Source organism: Methanolobus sp. (assembly GCF_016278385.1).
Classification (GTDB): domain Archaea; phylum Halobacteriota; class Methanosarcinia; order Methanosarcinales; family Methanosarcinaceae; genus Methanolobus.
Genome location: NZ_JADQBY010000020.1, coordinates 1 through 18221 on the forward strand (window position 1 = coordinate 1; position 18221 = coordinate 18221).

Annotated in this window: 19 protein-coding genes; 5 read left to right on the plus strand and 14 right to left on the minus strand. The window is 40.6% G+C overall.

Annotation, left to right across the window (positions count from 1 at the left end; all coding sequences use genetic code 11):
* Nucleotides 1-477 precede the first annotated feature (477 nt).
* Both QZZ23_RS08760 and QZZ23_RS08765 read right to left on the minus strand, forming a co-directional pair.
* Complete coding sequence (locus tag QZZ23_RS08760) at nucleotides 478-1920, minus strand: dicarboxylate/amino acid:cation symporter (protein WP_292468995.1); 1443 nt, start codon at nucleotides 1918-1920, stop codon at nucleotides 478-480.
* 61 nt (nucleotides 1921-1981) lie between these two features.
* A complete protein-coding gene (locus QZZ23_RS08765; RefSeq protein WP_292468998.1) occupies nucleotides 1982-2500 on the minus strand; it encodes an NYN domain-containing protein in 519 nt (172 codons plus the stop codon).
* Nucleotides 2501-2643: 143 nt separating this feature from the next.
* Here QZZ23_RS08765 and QZZ23_RS08770 point away from each other — a divergent pair, with 143 nt between their 5' ends.
* Nucleotides 2644-3342, plus strand: a complete 699-nt coding sequence (locus QZZ23_RS08770) for a PspA/IM30 family protein (RefSeq protein ID WP_292469000.1) — start codon at nucleotides 2644-2646, stop codon at nucleotides 3340-3342.
* Nucleotides 3339-3617: a hypothetical protein gene (locus QZZ23_RS08775; protein WP_292469002.1), complete on the plus strand. Its 279-nt coding sequence runs from the start codon at nucleotides 3339-3341 to the stop codon at nucleotides 3615-3617. The genes QZZ23_RS08770 and QZZ23_RS08775 overlap by 4 nt, the downstream gene beginning before the upstream one ends.
* Nucleotides 3618-3650: 33 nt before the next feature.
* Here QZZ23_RS08775 and QZZ23_RS08780 read toward each other — a convergent pair whose 3' ends face one another.
* From QZZ23_RS08780 to QZZ23_RS08790, 3 genes are read right to left on the minus strand one after another with little or no spacing between them, the layout of a single operon-like run.
* Nucleotides 3651-4223, minus strand: a complete 573-nt coding sequence (locus QZZ23_RS08780) for a hypothetical protein (protein ID WP_292469005.1) — start codon at nucleotides 4221-4223, stop codon at nucleotides 3651-3653.
* Nucleotides 4223-5107, minus strand: coding sequence for a zinc metalloprotease HtpX (gene htpX / locus QZZ23_RS08785; protein ID WP_292469007.1), 885 nt, complete (start codon nucleotides 5105-5107; stop codon nucleotides 4223-4225). The genes QZZ23_RS08780 and htpX overlap by 1 nt, the downstream gene beginning before the upstream one ends.
* 54 nt (nucleotides 5108-5161) lie before the next feature.
* Nucleotides 5162-5929: a GTPase gene (locus QZZ23_RS08790; RefSeq protein ID WP_292469009.1), complete on the minus strand. Its 768-nt coding sequence runs from the start codon at nucleotides 5927-5929 to the stop codon at nucleotides 5162-5164.
* Nucleotides 5930-6216: 287 nt separating this feature from the next.
* Here QZZ23_RS08790 and QZZ23_RS08795 point away from each other — a divergent pair, with 287 nt between their 5' ends.
* Nucleotides 6217-6882, plus strand: coding sequence for a nitroreductase family protein (locus tag QZZ23_RS08795; RefSeq protein WP_292469012.1), 666 nt, complete (start codon nucleotides 6217-6219; stop codon nucleotides 6880-6882).
* 280 nt (nucleotides 6883-7162) lie between these two features.
* Nucleotides 7163-8995, plus strand: a complete 1833-nt coding sequence (locus QZZ23_RS08800) for a PAS domain S-box protein (protein WP_292469014.1) — start codon at nucleotides 7163-7165, stop codon at nucleotides 8993-8995.
* Between the two features lie 4 nt (nucleotides 8996-8999).
* Here QZZ23_RS08800 and QZZ23_RS08805 read toward each other — a convergent pair whose 3' ends face one another.
* The 3 genes from QZZ23_RS08805 to QZZ23_RS08815 all read right to left on the minus strand — a co-directional run bounded on the left by QZZ23_RS08805 (nucleotide 9000) and on the right by QZZ23_RS08815 (nucleotide 11310).
* A complete protein-coding gene (locus QZZ23_RS08805) occupies nucleotides 9000-9431 on the minus strand; it encodes a nucleoside deaminase (RefSeq protein ID WP_292469017.1) in 432 nt (143 codons plus the stop codon).
* 129 nt (nucleotides 9432-9560) lie between these two features.
* Complete coding sequence (locus tag QZZ23_RS08810; protein WP_292469019.1) at nucleotides 9561-9878, minus strand: B12-binding domain-containing protein; 318 nt, start codon at nucleotides 9876-9878, stop codon at nucleotides 9561-9563.
* 208 nt (nucleotides 9879-10086) lie between these two features.
* Complete coding sequence (locus QZZ23_RS08815) at nucleotides 10087-11310, minus strand: peptidase U32 family protein (RefSeq protein WP_292469022.1); 1224 nt, start codon at nucleotides 11308-11310, stop codon at nucleotides 10087-10089.
* Nucleotides 11311-11506: 196 nt separating this feature from the next.
* On the opposite strand from QZZ23_RS08815, the gene QZZ23_RS08820 reads away from it, so the two are divergent.
* The gene (locus QZZ23_RS08820) at nucleotides 11507-11758 is read left to right on the plus strand and encodes a FeoA family protein (protein WP_292469025.1); all 252 of its coding nucleotides are present in this window, start codon (nucleotides 11507-11509) and stop codon (nucleotides 11756-11758) included.
* A 295-nt stretch (nucleotides 11759-12053) separates the two neighbouring features.
* Here the strand turns inward: QZZ23_RS08820 and QZZ23_RS08825 are convergent, their stop codons facing one another.
* From QZZ23_RS08825 to hemA, 6 genes are read right to left on the minus strand one after another with little or no spacing between them, the layout of a single operon-like run.
* Complete coding sequence (locus tag QZZ23_RS08825; RefSeq protein WP_292469028.1) at nucleotides 12054-12833, minus strand: dihydroorotate dehydrogenase electron transfer subunit; 780 nt, start codon at nucleotides 12831-12833, stop codon at nucleotides 12054-12056.
* Nucleotides 12833-13735, minus strand: a complete 903-nt coding sequence (locus QZZ23_RS08830) for a dihydroorotate dehydrogenase (protein ID WP_292469029.1) — start codon at nucleotides 13733-13735, stop codon at nucleotides 12833-12835. Before QZZ23_RS08830 ends, QZZ23_RS08825 begins: the two co-directional genes overlap by 1 nt.
* Nucleotides 13736-13742: 7 nt before the next feature.
* Nucleotides 13743-14675: a hydroxymethylbilane synthase gene (hemC, locus tag QZZ23_RS08835; RefSeq protein ID WP_292469032.1), complete on the minus strand. Its 933-nt coding sequence runs from the start codon at nucleotides 14673-14675 to the stop codon at nucleotides 13743-13745.
* A 13-nt stretch (nucleotides 14676-14688) separates the two neighbouring features.
* Entirely contained in the window at nucleotides 14689-15954 is a 1266-nt protein-coding gene (gene hemL, locus QZZ23_RS08840; protein ID WP_292469036.1) for a glutamate-1-semialdehyde 2,1-aminomutase, read from the minus strand.
* Nucleotides 15955-15969: 15 nt separating this feature from the next.
* Nucleotides 15970-16944, minus strand: a complete 975-nt coding sequence (gene hemB / locus QZZ23_RS08845) for a porphobilinogen synthase (protein WP_292469038.1) — start codon at nucleotides 16942-16944, stop codon at nucleotides 15970-15972.
* Nucleotides 16923-18221, minus strand: coding sequence for a glutamyl-tRNA reductase (hemA, locus tag QZZ23_RS08850; RefSeq protein WP_292469040.1), 1299 nt, complete (start codon nucleotides 18219-18221; stop codon nucleotides 16923-16925). The genes hemB and hemA overlap by 22 nt, the downstream gene beginning before the upstream one ends.

Consider the following 18221-nt stretch of genomic DNA (forward strand, 5'->3'; position numbering starts at 1 on the left):
TCTTCGGGAACTCTGGATCGCTGCCAACTCACTCATTAAATTACTAATAACTTTTTTTTAAACTATTATTCTGATTAGTTTTACTGTTGTTGTTAATCTTTCTAACTCTTCTCAAATATAAATATTTTATTTTCTATGGGTATGCATGCTTACCGCGATTCTTTCAGCCATTATTCATGATAGTTAATTTGTAAAATAAGAAATGAATGTATCCCGCGCAAAGCGCGGCACACATTCAGATACGCAATTTAGAATATTCACTATATTGGATTTCCTCTCAGGATTGTGTGGATAAATTCACACAAGATCTTATTAAATGCTTGTTCAAATTTACTGATCAGACATTGGATAAAAATATGCATGATTTTTCGTGATATGGATTTCAAGTATCAACTTGTATTTAGCATCTAGAGAATTGATGAGATATTATTGTTGAGATTACCCACACAATGTTGAAGAGAACCATTTTATTTGATATTACTGTTCTTCTGGTGCAGTAACAATTACATCTTCATTAAGGACTCTTCTTTTTGCTTCGCGTTTTGCCACTTCAATAAATTCCTCATTAGCAGTTTTCTTGCCGCTTACCCATTTATCCATTACAACACAAGTGACAAGGTCTCCGGTTACATTGACAGCAGTACGGCTCATATCAAGTATCCTGTCAACTCCGATTATAAGTGCTATACCAGCAGTGGGTATTCCTACGCTGTTCAATATCAGCGCAAGAATAACGATACCTACTCCTGGTGTAGATGGGGTGCCTATTGAGGCTCCTACTACAGTTATCATTATCAGTACCAATTCCCCAAAGCCAAGGTCTATTCCAAATACCTGTGCCAGAAATACAGCTGCAATACTCTGGTAAAGGGCTGTGCCGTTCATGTTAATTGTAGCGCCAAGGGGAATGACAAATTGGGATATAGATGGTCTGACCCCTATATTCTCTTCAGCCGTCTGAATTGACAGTGGCATAACTGCAGCAGAGCTTGATGTTGAAAATGCAAGCAACAATACATCTCTTATTGATCTCATGAAATTGATCGGATTTTTCCCTGTTACCACCAGAATTACTATCATATAGAATATCAGCATCATTAACAGTCCCAACAATACTGTGCACACATAGACCAGCATTCCCAGTAACGCATCAATTCCAAGATTGATGGTGAATTTGCTCATAAGCCCAAAAACAGCAATTGGGGCAAGCAACATGCTCCATTTTACAACTGTCATGCTAACCTCCTGCAAAGAACCTAACAACTCTAGCATTGGCTTTGATTGTACAGGTGACATCGAAACAAGAGCCACCCCTATAATCACAGAGAAGAGTACTACCTGAAGCATCTCTCCAGTTGCAAGTGATCCCAGGGGATTGGTTGGAACAATGGTGGTTATCATGCTGGGTAGCTCTGAAACATCAGGTGCGTTCATCTCATTACCTTTTACTGTCGTCACATCTGACATCATCGTGTCCTGAACAAGCTCGCTGCTGATGTAAGTTCCAGGATTTATCGTTAATGCAAGGGTAAGTCCGATGAGTATTGCAAGTGCAGTGGTGACAAGAAAATATGCAACTGTCCTGAGTCCTATCTTTTTCAGTTGTTCCATATCTTCGCCAGATGCGATTCCCCTGATAATGGATGCAAAAACAAGTGGTACAACTATCATTTGTAGAAGTGCAAGGAAGATATATCCCGGTAATGCCAGCCATTCACCAATGGTGTATGACATTTCCTTGCTTAAAATACTAGTAGAAGGACCGAGTACAAGTCCGGTGATAATTCCCAGCATCATCCCAATGAGAATCTTTAGCCAGAGTCTGCTTTTTACAAGTTCATGCAGATTATGATTCAAATGCTTTAGTGAACGTGGATGAATAAGTGTAAGAGGATCTGGTAAGTTATACCTGCTAGACATAGCAGTTAATTAATTTTTACCTTTATATGGGTTTATGTTCTTTTCCAACAAATATCCCTGCTCATTTTCTTCGAAGTATGCTTTCATCTATTGGATAATACTCTGTTGCTGAACTGATCAGTTCTGCTGCAGTGTTTCTCTCAAAGGAATGTACTTCAACACGTATTCCACAGGCTTTAAGGTGTTCTACAAGGGCAGTGAAATCACCATCTCCACTGACAAGTACAACAGTATCTACTTTTTCAGATATGGCGATTGCATCGATGGCTATCCCCATATCCCAGTCGCCTTTAGTAGATCCATCCGGTCTGATCTTGAGTTGTTTGGATCGTACTTCCCAGCCAAAGTTTCTTAAATGATACTTGAATCCTGACTGGTCTATATCATCTGTTTCAACCAGATAGGCAATTGCCCGTATGAGCTGTCTGCCTTTCAGTACCGTATTAAGCAATTTATCATAATCCAGCCGGCTGTCTGAATAATTATTTCTTGCAGAATAGAACATATTCTGGACGTCAGCAAACACAGCAAGTCTCTGGCTTCTGAATATGTGTTGTTCATACTTATTTGAATTGACCATGTTTAGCTTCTCCACCTTAAATGATATTATAAGCAGGATATGATGTTTTCTTCCTATTTATTTGAACCTCCACAATGTTTGGGAAGGCATTTATGCAAGTTTGCACTTTATATCTTTATTTGTATGTCATCAGGAGGAATAACATGGGATTATTTAATAGAATGGGAACAGTAGTCAAGTCTAAAATGAATAAATTAATGGATCGAATGGAAGATCCCAGAGAGACACTGGACTATTCCTATGAGAAACAGCTTGAAATGCTCCAGAATGTTAAAAAAGGTGTTGCAGAGGTTACTACATCTAAAAAAAGACTTCAGTTACAGCGATCTAAACTGGTACTGAATGTCGAAAAACTTGATGGACAGGCAAAGGAAGCCATTCAGGCTGACAGGGAGGACCTGGCACGTCTGGCACTTGAGAGGAAAAGTGCTCTTGCAACTCAGGTACAAGGTCTTGATCAGCAGATAGCTGACCTTGAAAAAGAACAGGAAAAGCTCATTGCAGCTGAAAAGCGCCTGTCAACCAAAGTAGAGGTATTCAGGACAAAGAAAGAGACTATCAAAGCCCAGTATTCAGCGGCTGAGGCACAGGTAAAGATCAGTGAGTCTGTTTCCGGTATCAGTGAAGAGATGGCAGATGTAGGCATGGCTGTAGAAAGAGCTGAGAACAAAACCGAAGAGCTGAAAGCCCGTGCATCAGCACTCGATGAGCTTATAGAAGTCGGTGTACTTGATGATTTCACCAGCAGTGGAAATGATATTGACAGAGAACTTGCAAAGATAAGTGCAACCTCAAGTGTTGAGCTTGAACTTGAAAACCTCAAAAAGGAGGCAGGCAAATGATTATAAGAATAGTTGGCGAAGGTCAGTATGAAGTACCTAGTGCTCTTTTTGATGAACTAAATGCCATTGACAACAAAATCGTGGATCTTGTTTCTCAGGATAATAAAGAGGAATATAATAATGAGCTATCAAAACTCATTTCTATGATAAAATCTAGTGGAAAACAACTTGATGATGTGGATATTGTAGAATCGGATATTATTGTTCCGCCAGGTGATCTTACCTTTGAGGAAGCAAAAGACATCTTCACAGGTGTCGGAATATTTGAAGATTAAAAGCCTGAATAAAATATTAAAATTGGTTTATGTCTAAAAGGGCATACTCCAAAGGGGATACCATTTCCCCACATCTTTTTCTATAGGCAGTTCTTTTTCCATAAGAGATTTTAGTCTGAACTCCAGAGTGCTATCCCTGTTGTTCTTTCCCTGGGGCGCAAATGGGTAGTAATTTCCCTGTTTGAAATTATATATCCAATAGACAGGTCCGTTGCTCTCAAATTTATAAACAGCACACAGTATCTGTTCCCCGAATCCCTGTTCTATAAGTGTCTGGGATATCATGTGTATGTTGGTTACAAGGTCTTCGAAGTCCTTGTCTTTCAGTATAACCCACAGGAAATTATATTCATCTTTCTCAATGTTGAACTCAGTGCCTGTTTCTTTAGTGCTGAATTGCAGTAATTGCTCAATTTCTTCCCGCGTGTTCTGGTATTTAGACATGTCTATGGATTTGAAGCATATTCCTGCAACTGCAGAAGGCTTCAGATTCAGGCTAAGTTCCAGGGTTATAACAGCTGTGGAAATAGCAAATATCCTGTCCGTTTTTGCCTCAGGTACTTTGCTTCTTCCAAGCACGGAGTTGAACATATCGCGAAAACCCATCAGAGTTCGATCTCCCTCTGTATCTTCTCAAGGGCGGCAATCCTCTTCTCCATTGAAGGGTGTGTTGATATCAGGCTCATCACAGAGCCGGATATTGCAGGTATTATGAAAAATGCATTCATACCCTCTACCTTACGAAGGTCTTCAGTAGGAACGTTTGCCATGGTCCCGCTAATCTTTCGGAGTGCAGATATCAGATTTGTCGGCTCTCCTGTAATGAGAGCAGATCCTCTATCCGCTGCAAATTCTCTGTATCTGGAGAGGGCACGTATAAGCAAGAAACTGATGACCCATACCAATATGGAAACTATCCATATTGCTATCAAAGCACCACCATTTGAATCTCTGCGATTACCTCCAAACCCTCCGAAATAGAAACTATATCTCACGATATAGAACGCCAGTGTCGAGATGAAACTTGCAATTGTCAATATTGCCATATCCCTGTTCTTGACGTGGCTTAGTTCGTGTGCAAGCACTGCTTCCAGTTCACCCTGGTCAAGTTTATGCATGAGTCCGGTGGTTACAGCCACAACAGCACTTTTTGGTCCTCTCCCTGTTGCAAAGGCATTGGGTACTGAGGTATTTACGACCGCAACAGTTGGCTTTGGCAGACCTGCTATAACACAGAGTCTGGTAATAGTTTCATGAAGTTTAGGTTCTTCTGATTCAGAAACCACCTTTGCATTTGTGGTCCACAGAACAAGCTTATCAGAATAGTAATATTGTGCTCCCATGAACAATGCGATAAACAGGAGCATGAATACTGCCGGGGTTCCCATATATGACAGGAATATGAGAAAGCCAAGATAAACTGCAGCCAGCAGGAACATAGTAAAAATCATTCTTCCTTCCAGCCCAAGATCCTTTTTCCATTCTACCATTTAAGCGCCTCACGTTTGAAATTTATACAATATATTGGACTTTTGGATTTATAGTTATTCTATCCTAAGTAATCCCTTTTGCCAGTCATGGATTATTTTGACCGCGGCTCTGGTTTCATCAATTTCGCCTTTCTGTTTTAGGAAATTACTTTTCATACCTATCATCTCAAGAATGTCATAGGAATTCTCATCTCTGATACTAACATTGTAAAAGGCTTCAAGTATTTCCTTGTTTTCATCGATTAATTTCTCAATGATTTTCAGAGCGACACCAATAGTATCTTTAAGGTGAGTTGAATCTTTTATCCCCAACAGTCCCTGCATGTACTCATCATGTTCGTCTAGGGGAAACACGCCAGGACTATCCAGAAAAACAATACGTGAGCCTGCATTGATTATTTGTACACCTTTTGTATACCCGGAGATTGATGATGTTGGAGCTTTACCCCTTCCGACAACGCTGTTGATCACCGAGGATTTACCGGTATTTGGGTATCCTATACAACCAACTGTTATGTTCCGATCCTGTATATCTGCAACTTCCAGTATTTTATATCTTAACATTGTGGTCCCAAATTTCTCTTTTGAGGACACAAAAATAGTCGGTGCTATTTTTGCCATGCGGTTTTTTGCCTTTTCAAGTTTTTCTTTTGATACAAGGTCACACTTGTTTAGTACTATTATGAATGGTTTGTTGAGGCGTTCTAGTTCACGTTCGATTTCACTGTTCCTTGTTTCATCGGGAAAACGGGCATCAACTACTTCCAGAAGAACATCAGCTTTTTTGATGATGTCCTTTACTATCATTTTTTGGCTTGCCATGATTAATTCTCAGTTAAAAAAAGTGCTATTATATATCTTGATGGTCCATACTCTTTGAAAGGATATATTATCTTTGATGTAATTCTGGTGTCAGCGATAAATGTTAGATTGTTTTGAATACGTCTTAATAAATGGAGTGTGTTCTATAAAATGGCATGATATCTATAAATCCTCAACTATGTACCCATCGCGGGATATGTGTCAATGTCCTTTTGGTATTATTCTTCCGGGAGGCGAGGATGAAATGCCTTTCATGCTGGATGCTAGGGGTGATATCTGTGTGAAATGTGGTAACTGCGAAGCTTTCTATCCCGAAGGTGCCATTTCCCCACAAAGCATTCTATTTTTTTGATTCCCTTTCTCATAATATTGGTCCGGAACATCTTGGTTATTATATGCGCAAACGCCGTTCTGTCCATAACTATAAACATGAGATTGTTGAGTGGAAAGCAATAGAGAATATACTTGATATTGTTCTTTATGCTCCTTCAGGGATTAATATCCAACCGGTCAACTGGCTTATTGTCCATGATCCGGAAGAGGTACGTAAGATTACCTCCTTGGCAATTGACTGGATGCGTGAATTTACTGAATCTGGTAGGGACCATTCATTAAAGCCCATCATGTTCTCTCTGACATCTGCTTATGCTAAAGGTTCTGATCCTATCTGCCGTGGCGCTCCTCACCTTGCAATAACCTATGGAACAGGTGTTCTGGTATATACGGATTGTGTCATTGCTCTTTCATGGTTCGAGATTGTCGCACCGTCATTTGATGTCGGTTCCTGCTGGGCTGGTTTTTTGAAAGTGACAGCAACCACATATAAGCCACTGATGGAAGAACTTTCCCTTCCAGTAGGTCATGTTGTACAGCATGCTATGATGTTCGGTTATCCTGAATATAATGTACATAATATCCCTGGCAGGAATGCTCCAAAGATAAGCTGGAAGTAAATCCTGTTACTTTATTTGGGCAAGGCTATATATCGGTGCATTAAACAGGAGGGAATAAAAGTCTTTTAATGATATATGTACGCGATGCATTCTTAATTAATAGTGTTTAATTAATTTAAATTACTATTTCTCCCGTTCTTGAACTAAAATCTAAATTTTAATAAAATTTAGTAATCCTTATGTATAATATGCCCTCTTAAGAGCAATCACTAATTATAATTATTATTAGGCTAATGGATTGAAAATAACCTGTCCTTGAAAGAGTTTAAACAATTTGATTATGGCCCTATCACATAAACCCCGCATCCTGATAGTAGATGATGAGCCAATGAACGTTGAGTTGCTTCAGGCATATCTACAATTGGATTATGAAGTCCTCCCTGCATATGATGGACAAGAAGCACTGGAAATAGTTTCCAGGGAAACCCCTGATATTATACTTCTTGATGTAATGATGCCAGGTATTAGTGGCTATCAGGTCTGTAAAAGTATAAAAAGCTCGGAAAAGACCCGGTACATACCTGTTGTTCTAGTCACTGCTTTATCCGGGAGGGAAGACCGGTTAAGGGGTATAGAGGCCGAAGCTGATGATTTTCTGACCAAACCTGTTGACAGGCTTGAACTTAAAATGAGGGTGAAGTCTTTACTCCGTATAAAAGAGCTTCAGGATAATCTAGTCAAAGAACGGGATCAGGCACAGAACTATCTTGATGTGGCAGCCGTAATGATGCTGGTTCTTGATTCAAATCACAATATTTCCCTTATAAACAAGAGGGGTATTGAGATTTTGGGTTATGAGGAAAATGAAGTATTGGGAAAAAACCTGTTTCAGGAGTTTATTCCCCCGGAGTTCAGGTCGGGGATAGAACGACATATTTTCGATACGTTTGACAATCGGGAAAATAACATCAATTATTACGAATGTCCGGTAGTTACTATGCAAAATAATCAATGTGTTGTATCCTGGTATTCCAAGCCCTTTACAGATGAATCTGGAAATGTTGTGGGAATTCTTTGTTCCGGTCAGGATATAACAAAGAGAAAGAAGGCAGAAGATAAACTAAAAAAGCATACTCGTGCCATGGAAGCCTCTATAGATGGGATGGCTATTATGGATAAAGATGGCGTTTATACTTATGTCAACAATGCACATGCACGTATCTTTGGATATGATGGTCCTGATGAACTAATTGGTAAAACATGGGACACACTTTATGCTGCATCCGAGATGGAAAGATTTGCCAATGAAATATTACCTGAGTTCCGGTTAAATGGAAAATGGAAAGGTGAACTACCTGGGATAAAGAAAAATGGTGATAGTTTTTTCCAGGAAGTATCTATAACGGCTCTTGATGATGGAATAATTTCTGTCGTGAGGGATATATCCGAGCGTAAAGAAGTAGAGTCTAAAATGAATCAGTATGCTTCACAACTTAAGAGTTCAAATGAGCTGAAAGACCTTTTTACCGATATACTTCGTCATGATCTATTGAATCCGGCAGGTATTGTTAAAGGATTCACTGATATGCTGCTATATGAAGAGTCTGACGAGAATAAGAAATACAAGCTCAAGCTGATTGACAGTAATGTTTCTCGTCTTATAGATATGATCGAATCGGCCGCAAAATTTGCAAGGCTTGAAGATATTGATGAACTGGAATTCAAATCTATGGATCTCATGGGCATACTGCGCAATGTGGTGGAAGAGTTTGAACCGCAATTCAAGGCAAAAAAAATAAGGCTTGATATAAGGGCAAGTGGTCCTCATCCTGCAATTTTGAATCCTCTGATTGAAGGTGTATTTGTCAATTTCATTTCGAATGCTATAAAATATGGTCCTTATGATAGTGTTGTTGTGGTCGATGTAAAGGATATTGGGGATGAATGGAAAGTAATGATTTCAGATTCAGGCGATGGCATACCTGATAAAGATAAACAATTGATTTTTAACCGTTTTAACCGTCTTAGTTCAAAGAATAAAGCAGTTAAGGGCTCCGGTCTTGGGCTTGCAATTGCCAAGAGGATGATTGATCTGCACGGTGGCAGGATAGGTGTTGAAGATAACACTGAAGGAAAAGGAAGTGTTTTCTGGGCAGTAGTAAAAAAAGCATGACGGTCTATTTGCCGATATCCTCGTACCAGATGTCAGGTTTTTCATGAATGAACTTTTTCATTATCTCTTTACATTCATCAATGTCAAGATCGACCACTTCAACTCCATGTTCTCTCATAAAATCAGCAGCTCCGTCAAAAGTCTTAGATTCTCCTGCAATGACTTTTTTTATCCCGAATTGCACAATAGCTCCTGCACAAAGGTAACATGGCATAAGTGTTGAGTAAATAATTGTATCTTTGTATTTTCCTATTCTTCCTGCACTTCGAATACAGTCAATTTCAGCGTGTGCCAGCGGGTCATCATGTTGTACCCTTCTGTTATGTCCTCTGCCGATGATCTCTCTATTTTTAACGAGAACAGATCCGATTGGGATTCCTCCTTCTTCAAGTCCATTTTTAGCCTCTTCAATAGCTGCTTGCATAAATTTGTCCATGTTCTTCCTCTTGTATACTAACAAACAGACTATAATATATTTGTATACAGATATATGGTTTGTTACTATTACTGGATAATATCTAAGAAAAGCAGAAAAAATAGTTGTGCTTATGCATACTTTTACCAATTATAATGTCAACATAAGGTTTCCAAGAAAACAGCTGTCTTCATGTACACTAATTGCTGCAGGTTTAAGTATTGAAATACCCTTGTTCATGGTTTTTGAAGCTGTAAGTACGTCTATCATTGACATTGTTCCTTCTTGGAACCTGTTTCCTATGGTTTTCATCCCTTCTATGAAATCTTCTTCAATTATGTCTATAGAATCTATTTCTAATTGGATGGTTTCTATTGCTACGGTTGTTGCTTCAGCATCATTGAAATTGATTACGGAGTTTTTTGCTTTGCTGATAAGCTCTTTCTTCGTAGAATTGTTAAGATTCATGATTTCATCATATCCTCATACTCTATTCTTTGAAATAATCGGTTTGTTTTCAGGATGTTTTTGTCTCATCCAGTGTTCCTACCTTTTGTTTTCATAAGAATATTATCTACCTAACATATATTTATTTCGTAAAATATATAGTTAATTTATTTTTAGAAAATCTATAGAGAATATGTCAAAAGGAGGAATATATAAATAAGGATCAAAATCATTGTTCACCTTTGTTAATCCTGAAAACCCGATCATTTTTGCGGACAATATCATTCACTTCCAGACCTATTTCATTTCCTCTTTCAATTTCGGTAATTCTTTCGTCTTCGTGGAAAATAGAAGTCACTTCCTGTTCCATATAGGTTGTATTGCCTTCAATTATGATAGTGTCTCCTACTTTCAGTCCTTTTTCCAACAATTTGACTGCTGCTACCGATTTCTTTGGGTAGTAATTTGTTACCACTCCCACAGCTTCACGTTTTACTGGGGAAGCATTCATGTCAAAATCATATGCCAGGCTGTCAGGCCCAGGATAGCCAAAATAGAATCCGGTTGAAAAACCCCTGTTATACTCAAGTGACATTTTTTCTTTCAAGGGAATTATTTTACTTTTCTCGTATGCTCCCTCTCTGAAAAGGTCAAGAGCCTGACGATAACATTTTGATACGGTGGCTGTGTATCCTGGGTTTTTAAGCCTTCCTTCAACTTTAAAAGCATCAACGCCTGCTTCCACCAGTTCTGGTATGTGCTCTATCATGCAGAGATCTTTTGCACTCATAAGGTACTTACCTTCAATATCCACAATTGCTCCATTATCGGAGTGTAGAGACCATTCCCAGCGGCATGGCTGGCTACATTCTCCACAGTTGCCTGACTTTCCAAGCAGGTAGGCTGAAAGGTAACATCTGCCGGAGATTGCCTGGCATACTGCTCCGTGCACAAATACTTCGATCTCTATTTTAGTATCGTTCTTGATCTCTTTAATTTGTTCAAGACTAAGCTCTCTTGCAAGTACGACTCTGCTGGCTCCCAGTGATCTGTAGAACTCTGCACTTACCTGATTTGATACGTTTGCCTGAGTTGATATATGAATTTTAAGGTCTTTGTCTGCAGCTTTGATTATAGTTGCGGGGTCCCATGCAATTACAGCATCTACATTTGCAGATGCAGCGGATTCAAGCACTTCATCCAGTTCTCCAAGGTCATCAGGGTAAATTACGGAGTTGACTGCAAGATATCCTTTCATTCCGTTCTTGTGTATCTCTTCAACAAAACTGGCAAGTTTTTCTGTTGTAATCTCCTGCGCTCTGGATCTGAGGCTAAGTCTGTCAAGCGAGAAATAAACAGCATCTGCATGTTCCTTGCATGCTTTAAGAGCTGCCAGATTTTTTACACCCATTGCAAGTTCCGGTATTTTGCTTTCGGTTTTATTAAAGGACATTGTTGTTAGGATTCGATAAAGATTTAAATCATTTGTGTTGGGAGGGCAAGTTAAATTGTTCAAAGGACAACTTTTGTTCAAAGCCGGGAACATATATATAGAATAAAACACTATATCGTAATATCGAGCAATATTAGGGGTGCCTAATTTTGCAAGGGTTATTAAATATATTCACTTGGATGTTGCTTTCTAAAAAATGACAGAGGTAAAAATGGCTCCGATTATACCGCTCGCAATGATGCCGGAAGGTAAGGATATTAAAATTATTTCTATTAATGCAGGTAACTCCCTGATTAATCGCCTCAGGTCCATGGGTTTTATAGAGAACGGTCTTATTAAGGTCAAAAAAGGAATTAGTGGTTCTCTGATTGTATCCATAAACGGATGTGATTATGCACTTGGCAGGGGAATGGCTTCAAAGATCATGGTGCAGGAATGCTCTGCATAATTAATACTTTTAGTCTTTTTTCAGCTCCATTAAGTTACCGGTAATATTAATTTAAGGACATATAATTCATTGAACTTTGTTTTTGTTTCCCATTATTTTATTGGATACAAATTTGAAAATGAAAGAAGAACTTCAGTAGAACATCTCGATATTCAGGTGCTAATATGAATCCATATTTATTTGCAATGTACTCAGGTGTATAGATAATTTTTGCCAATTTAGCATGGATGATATAATCTACATATTTTCTCTAAAATGCTAAATAAAATATAAATAATTAATAAAAAAGTGAAAATTAAAACCGCTTTTTATTACCGCTTGGTCCTCTCATGTAATTACCGAATTCAGAATCTATAAGTTGCAGTCCATTGAAAACCGGTCCATCCTTACAGACGCGTAATCCTTCTTTGTCCATGCAGCAGGCTCCACAAACACCAATCCCGCATTTGAAATACCGGTGGAGGCTGAACTCGGTCTTTTCAAGGGCATCCTCTTTTTCAAGCATTCCAAAGATACATTTCATCATCATTTCGGGGCCACAGGTGTATATCCTGTCGTAAGCTGCAATATCGGTTTCAGCAAGAACATCAGTTACAAAACCACATCTATGTGCAGAACCATCGTCCGTTGTAAGGTGCAGTTCACCACATGATATAAAATGATCTACAAAAAGCAATTCATCCGCATTTCTGGCTCCGTGTATAGTGCTCATGCAAATACCTGCAGAAGATGCATATTCTGCCAGAGGTGCAAGTGGTGCAGCACCTACTCCGCCTGCTATGAGCAGTATCTTCTCATCCTTGCCCGGAAGTGTGAAGCCTTTTCCGAAAGGTCCTCTTATACCAAGGTTGTCTCCTTCCTCAAGCATGAATAACTTTTCAGTTGCATCTCCCACTTTTTGCACAGTGATGGAGTTCTTGCTTGACAGTCCCATTGGTATCTCATCAATACCTCTTATCCAGACCATTACGAACTGACCTGCAATTGCATCATTAAATGACCTGTCAAAGACAAAAGTTCTGGTTGATGGTGTTTCCCTGATGATCTTAGTTATTTTGACATTGATGGGGTACATTATAGCCTCCCATGTGCAATTCCGATAATATCAGATATATCTCTGTATTCTCTTTCAGAAACGAACTCTTCTATTCCTTTGGCAATTGAGCTGAAAACTTCCAGTCCTTCATAGACTGCAGAACCTATCTGGACTGCGGTGGCCCCTGCCATCATCATCTCGATAGCATCTTCCCATGTGTAAACGCCGCCAACGCCAATAATGGGTATATCGAGAGCAGTGTAAAGGTCATAGACGCATTTCAATGCAACCGGTTTCACAGCACGTCCGGATAGTCCTCCGAATCTGTTACCAAGTATGGGATAGCCACTGTTGATGTCGATTGCCATTCCCTTTACGGTATTGATGGCAACAACAGCATCAGCTCCACCTCTCTGTGCTGCTTCTCCTATTGTTACGATATCCGTGACATTGGGTGTGAGTTTTACCCATACAGGAATATTGACCGCATCTGTGACTGCTTTTGTGACGTTTTCCACAGCATCAGGATTGCTTCCAACAGAAGCTCCATATCCTAATGCATGAGGACAACTTACATTCAGCTCAAAAGCATCAGGTTTCGAGTCAATAAGGCCCAGAGCGACCTCTACAAACTCTTCTTCATTGCCTCCGAATATACTTGCGATAACCGGGGTATTTGTTTCGTTCTTTGCGATTGCGAGCTCATGCTTAAAATCAGGATATGAGGGGTTTGGCAATCCCATAGCATTTAAAAAACCATATCCAAGGTCAATCATGCTTGGATTCTTATGTCCTTCTTTTGGTTCAGGGCCGATAGACTTTGTAACAACCGCTCCTGCTCCTTCTTTAGCAACACGGACAAGAGATGCTCCTGTGGTGCCCATTATACCTGCAGCCAGGATAGTCGGATTCTCAAACTCAATTCCGGTGATATTGATCATATTGTCCTTACACCTCATCAGGCAGTGATGATGCTAGCTGGCACACAGCTCTCTGTACGAGTTCCTTCCCGCCCATCTGTACAAGTTCTCTTCCAATTATCCTTGCATATTCCTGGCACCTATCAGCCGGGATAACTTCATCGATACGCACATGCTCCGAACCATCTAGTGCCAATACTTCACAACAGATGCTGATCTCATCATCATTGATGAACTGTGCAAAGGAGCCTATTGGTGCTGTGCATCCTCCTTCTACGTCAGTAATTACTATGCGTTCGATCTCTGTTTCTATTCTGGTTCTCTGGTGATCAAGGTTAGATGTTACTTCCTCAGCCTCTGTTCCGGCAGGAGTGACCACAGCAATGGTTCCCTGGTTTGCAGAAGGGCAGAAGAATTGTGGATTAAGACGTTCAACGTCCATTTCCCAACCCATTCTCTGAAGACCTGCTTCTGCAAGCAGGATACCGTCATAAAGTCCCTCTTCGAGTTTCCTTATTCGGGTGTTGATGTTCCCTCTCAGGTCGTGAACATGAAGATCCGGTCGATATCTGAGTATCTGCGCTCTTCGGCGCATGGATGTGGTACCAAGTACAGCTCCTTCGGGAAGATCGTCCATTCTGGAGCCATCGGTAGTAAGCAGTACATCATATGGTGAATCACGTTTCAGTACTGCAGATATAGAGAGTTCTTCCGGGCGGACGGTTGGCAGGTCCTTCATAGAGTGGACCGAGATATCGATCTCACCTTCAAGCATTCTGTCATCGAGTTCCCTGACAAATGCACCGACACCAGCCACCTCATGCAGTGGCCTGTCTGTAAAAGTGTCTCCTGATGTTGTGATTATTTTCCTGGTAGTGCTTACTCCAAGTCTTGACAAGAGGCCTTCAATGGTCTCTGTCTGTGCAAGGGCCAGGGCACTTCCGCGGGTTCCTATTATCATGTGAGTTCACCGCTTATTTCAGATTTGCTTCGTAAGCAAGTAGTGTCTTCTCAATATCATCTTCGGTGTGTGCAGTTGAAATGAAATTCGTCTCGAACTGTGATGGTGGAACAAAAACACCGCTTTCAAGCATCTTAAAGAAGAATTTCAGGTATCCTTCCTTATCACATTTGAGGACATCCTGGTAATTCAATGGCTTGTCACCAAAGAATATCTTGAACATGGATGCAATACCAACGACATTGTAATCAAGTCCCATGTCTGCTACAATTTCGGATAATCTGTTCCTCATCATACTGCCTGTTGCATCGAGCTTTTTATGCACTTCTTCCTTCTTCAGTATATCAAGAACAGTGAGTCCAGCAGCAACCGATGCCGGACTTCCACTGAAGGTTCCTGCCTGGTACACACTTCCGGAAGGTGCTACCATCTCAATGATCTCTTTCATTCCTCCGAAAACACCAATAGGAAGTCCGCCACCGATAATTTTTCCAAGGGTTGTCATATCAGGTGTTACGCCGAAATATTCCTGTGCTCCACCCATTGCCAGCCTGAATCCGGTAATTACTTCGTCGAAGATAAGCACTACATCGTTCTCTTCGGTAACTTTACGTACATCTTTCAGGTAATCACCCTTAGGAAGTACGGGTCCTATGTTGCCCATTACTGGTTCCATGATGAGTGCAGCAAGGTCATCCTGATTATTTTCAATTACCTGGGTAAGAGCTTCTATATCGTTAAATGGTACTTGAAGCGTGTTTTTTGTAAAGTCCTCTGGTATTCCAAGAGAATCAGGTTTACCAAGTGTTGTTGCACCGGAACCTGCTTTTACCAGTACTGCATCGTGTGCTCCGTGGAACCCACCTTCTATCTTGATGAACTTGTTCTTACCTGTGAATCCCCTTGCTGCACGAAGCGCGCTCATGGTTGCTTCTGTCCCTGTGGATACAAACCTAAGCATGTCAATACTTGGGTATAGTCCTGCTATCTTTTCAGCAAGATTCACTTCAAGTTCAGTTGGAGTGCCGTACAACCATCCTTTTTCAAGCTGGGAGATGATTGCCTGCTTGATAGTTGGGTTTGCGTGTCCGAGTATGTTCGGACCGTATGCAAGACAGTAATCTATGTACTCATTACCGTCGATATCTTTGATCTTCGAACCACTTGCTGATTCAGTGTAGAATGGGTATGGTTTGATAGCTCGTACCGGACTGCTGACCCCACCTGGGAGGAGGGTCCTTGCTTTGTTGTATAGGTCTCTGGACTTATCTAATGACATAAAAACACCTTGTAATCATTTTAACATCTGCGCCATATCCTTGGCAAAATAGGTAATTATCATATCGGCGCCTGCACGTTTTATTGATAGGAGGGATTCATACATGACCGCTTTTTCGTCAAGCCAGCCGTTCTGGGCTGCTGCCTTGAGCATAGCATACTCTCCGCTGACATTATAGGCTGCAGTTGGAATCTCAAATTCGGTCTTGAGGCGGTATATTATATCTAAGTATGGAAGTGCTGGTTTAACCATAATTATATCGGCACCTTCTTCGATATCAAGAGCTGCTTCCATGAGTGCTTCATCTGAGTTTGCAGGGTCCATCTGGTGGGTAGACCGGTCTCCAAAGCAACATCCTGATCCCGCTGCATCCCTGAAAGGTCCATAGAATGATGAAGAGTACTTTGCAGCATAAGACATAATGGGGATATTCTGGAAATTATTCTCGTCAAGTGCACTGCGAATTGCAGTTATCATGCCATCCATCATTCCTGATGGTGCCACCATATCTGCACCAGCCTTTACATGGCTTACTGCTGTTTTTCCCAGCAGTGGCAGTGTGGGATCGTTCATTATTTCTTCTGTATCATAGTCGACCATTCCGCAGTGCCCGTGGCTTGTATATTCGCAGAGGCAGACGTCGGTGATTACAAGCATGTCCTTGCCGAGTTCATTCTTGATCTCGCGTATGGCACGCTGTACAACATCGTCATCTCCCCAGGCACTGCTACCATGTTCATCTTTTGTTTCTGGGATGCCAAAAAGTATCATTGCTGGTATGCCAAGGTCCGCAGCTTCCTTTGCATCGTCTGCAATTTTTTCCACAGGTATATTGAAGACACCAGGCATGGATGATACTTCCCGGGCAGAGTCGATTGTTTCATTCACAAATACTGGATATATCAGGTCATTGGCAGATAACGATGTTTCACGTACCAGGTCTCTAATCTTGCCGCTTCTCAGCCTTCTCATTCTGCGCTCGGGGAACATTTCACCATCTCATCATTTACTTTTGTGTTTAAGCTGGATTTATTAACGTTAAATAATTTTGCAACAGCGTTCAGCAGTTCATCATCGCCAATTTCTGCTGCATATCTCAGGACCTTTGTGGGCTCTGCAAGTATTTTATTTACTATTGAGTGAGTCAGGTCTTCAATTATTCTACTCTCAGTCTCGCCAATGGTGTGGTATGCACTCAATTTAGTTATTGCCTTATCCTTTTCATGTATTCGAAGCTTGTATGATTGTGCATACAGTTCAGATACAAGATTGTCTGCTTTTTGCCTCTTGTATTGTTTGTTGAGCAAATCGAACTCCTCGTCAATGATCGCCTGGGCTTTTTTTGCCTCTTCCATTCTCAGCTCGAGGTTCTTCTCATTGATTACCCTCAGATTGTCTATATTGTATAGTGTAACATGGGGTATATCTATGATTGAAGGGTCAATGTCCCTTGGATTTGCGATATCAATCAACAGAATTTCTTTATCTCTTAAACTCATAGCCTTTTTGACCTGTTCGTATTTCAGTACATAGTGAGGCGCACCGGTTGCACTAATGACTACATCTGCTTTTCTCAGGTTCTCGTCTATCTGGTCAAAGTGTACTGCATGTCCTCCCATCTCATCAGCAAGTTCTTTTGCTGCTTCATATGTACGGTTTGCAATGTACATTAACTCTATTTCCCGGTGAGAGAGCGCACGTGTGACAAGTGCTCCCATTTCTCCTGTGCCTATAACAAGTACCATTTTGTCCTTGAGGTCTCCGACAGTTTCTTCGGCAAGGTCCACAGAGGCAGATGCGATTGAAAGTGCTCCATGGTTGATCTCTGTTTCAGTTCTCACACGTTTGCCAACCTGGATGGCTTTACTGAATGCAGTATCTAGCATCCTTCCAGTCGTTCCAAGCTTCTGCGCAACCAGATAAAGGTCTTTTATCTGGCCAAGTATTTGATCTTCTCCGATTATCATGGACTGAAGACCACATGCTAACTTTAACAGATGCATTATAGATTCGTCATGGTCAAAAAAATCAATAATGTTTGAAGAAAGTCCCATTTTCTTTGCGAACTGGAATAAAACACTGTTTCCTTTCGGGGAAACTATGTATATTTCCACACGGTTGCAGGTTTTTAATACAACACATTCACAGACCAGATCATTGGAATACAGGTCCTTCAGCATATTTTCGATGTCCCCATCCCATGCTTCTTCGATTTCCTCTACTGTTGCTTTGGAATGGGTAATCACCATACTGGTTATTTCGGTCAT

Excerpts from the sequence above, each read along its gene's own strand:
- QZZ23_RS08760 (WP_292468995.1), bottom strand. The coding sequence starts at position 1,920 with ATGTCTAGCAGGTATAACTTACCAGATCCTCTTACACTTATTCATCCA.
- QZZ23_RS08765 (WP_292468998.1), bottom strand. The coding sequence starts at position 2,500 with ATGGTCAATTCAAATAAGTATGAACAACACATATTCAGAAGCCAGAGA.
- QZZ23_RS08770 (WP_292469000.1), top strand. The coding sequence starts at position 2,644 with ATGGGATTATTTAATAGAATGGGAACAGTAGTCAAGTCTAAAATGAAT.
- QZZ23_RS08775 (WP_292469002.1), top strand. The coding sequence starts at position 3,339 with ATGATTATAAGAATAGTTGGCGAAGGTCAGTATGAAGTACCTAGTGCT.
- QZZ23_RS08780 (WP_292469005.1), bottom strand. The coding sequence starts at position 4,223 with ATGGGTTTTCGCGATATGTTCAACTCCGTGCTTGGAAGAAGCAAAGTA.
- htpX (WP_292469007.1), bottom strand. The coding sequence starts at position 5,107 with ATGGTAGAATGGAAAAAGGATCTTGGGCTGGAAGGAAGAATGATTTTT.
- QZZ23_RS08790 (WP_292469009.1), bottom strand. The coding sequence starts at position 5,929 with ATGGCAAGCCAAAAAATGATAGTAAAGGACATCATCAAAAAAGCTGAT.
- QZZ23_RS08800 (WP_292469014.1), top strand. The coding sequence starts at position 7,163 with ATGGCCCTATCACATAAACCCCGCATCCTGATAGTAGATGATGAGCCA.
- QZZ23_RS08805 (WP_292469017.1), bottom strand. The coding sequence starts at position 9,431 with ATGGACAAATTTATGCAAGCAGCTATTGAAGAGGCTAAAAATGGACTT.
- QZZ23_RS08810 (WP_292469019.1), bottom strand. The coding sequence starts at position 9,878 with ATGAATCTTAACAATTCTACGAAGAAAGAGCTTATCAGCAAAGCAAAA.
- QZZ23_RS08815 (WP_292469022.1), bottom strand. The coding sequence starts at position 11,310 with ATGTCCTTTAATAAAACCGAAAGCAAAATACCGGAACTTGCAATGGGT.
- QZZ23_RS08820 (WP_292469025.1), top strand. The coding sequence starts at position 11,507 with ATGACAGAGGTAAAAATGGCTCCGATTATACCGCTCGCAATGATGCCG.
- QZZ23_RS08825 (WP_292469028.1), bottom strand. The coding sequence starts at position 12,833 with ATGTACCCCATCAATGTCAAAATAACTAAGATCATCAGGGAAACACCA.
- QZZ23_RS08830 (WP_292469029.1), bottom strand. The coding sequence starts at position 13,735 with ATGATCAATATCACCGGAATTGAGTTTGAGAATCCGACTATCCTGGCT.
- hemC (WP_292469032.1), bottom strand. The coding sequence starts at position 14,675 with ATGATAATAGGAACCCGCGGAAGTGCCCTGGCCCTTGCACAGACAGAG.
- hemL (WP_292469036.1), bottom strand. The coding sequence starts at position 15,954 with ATGTCATTAGATAAGTCCAGAGACCTATACAACAAAGCAAGGACCCTC.
- hemB (WP_292469038.1), bottom strand. The coding sequence starts at position 16,944 with ATGTTCCCCGAGCGCAGAATGAGAAGGCTGAGAAGCGGCAAGATTAGA.
- hemA (WP_292469040.1), bottom strand. The coding sequence starts at position 18,221 with ATGACCGAAATAACCAGTATGGTGATTACCCATTCCAAAGCAACAGTA.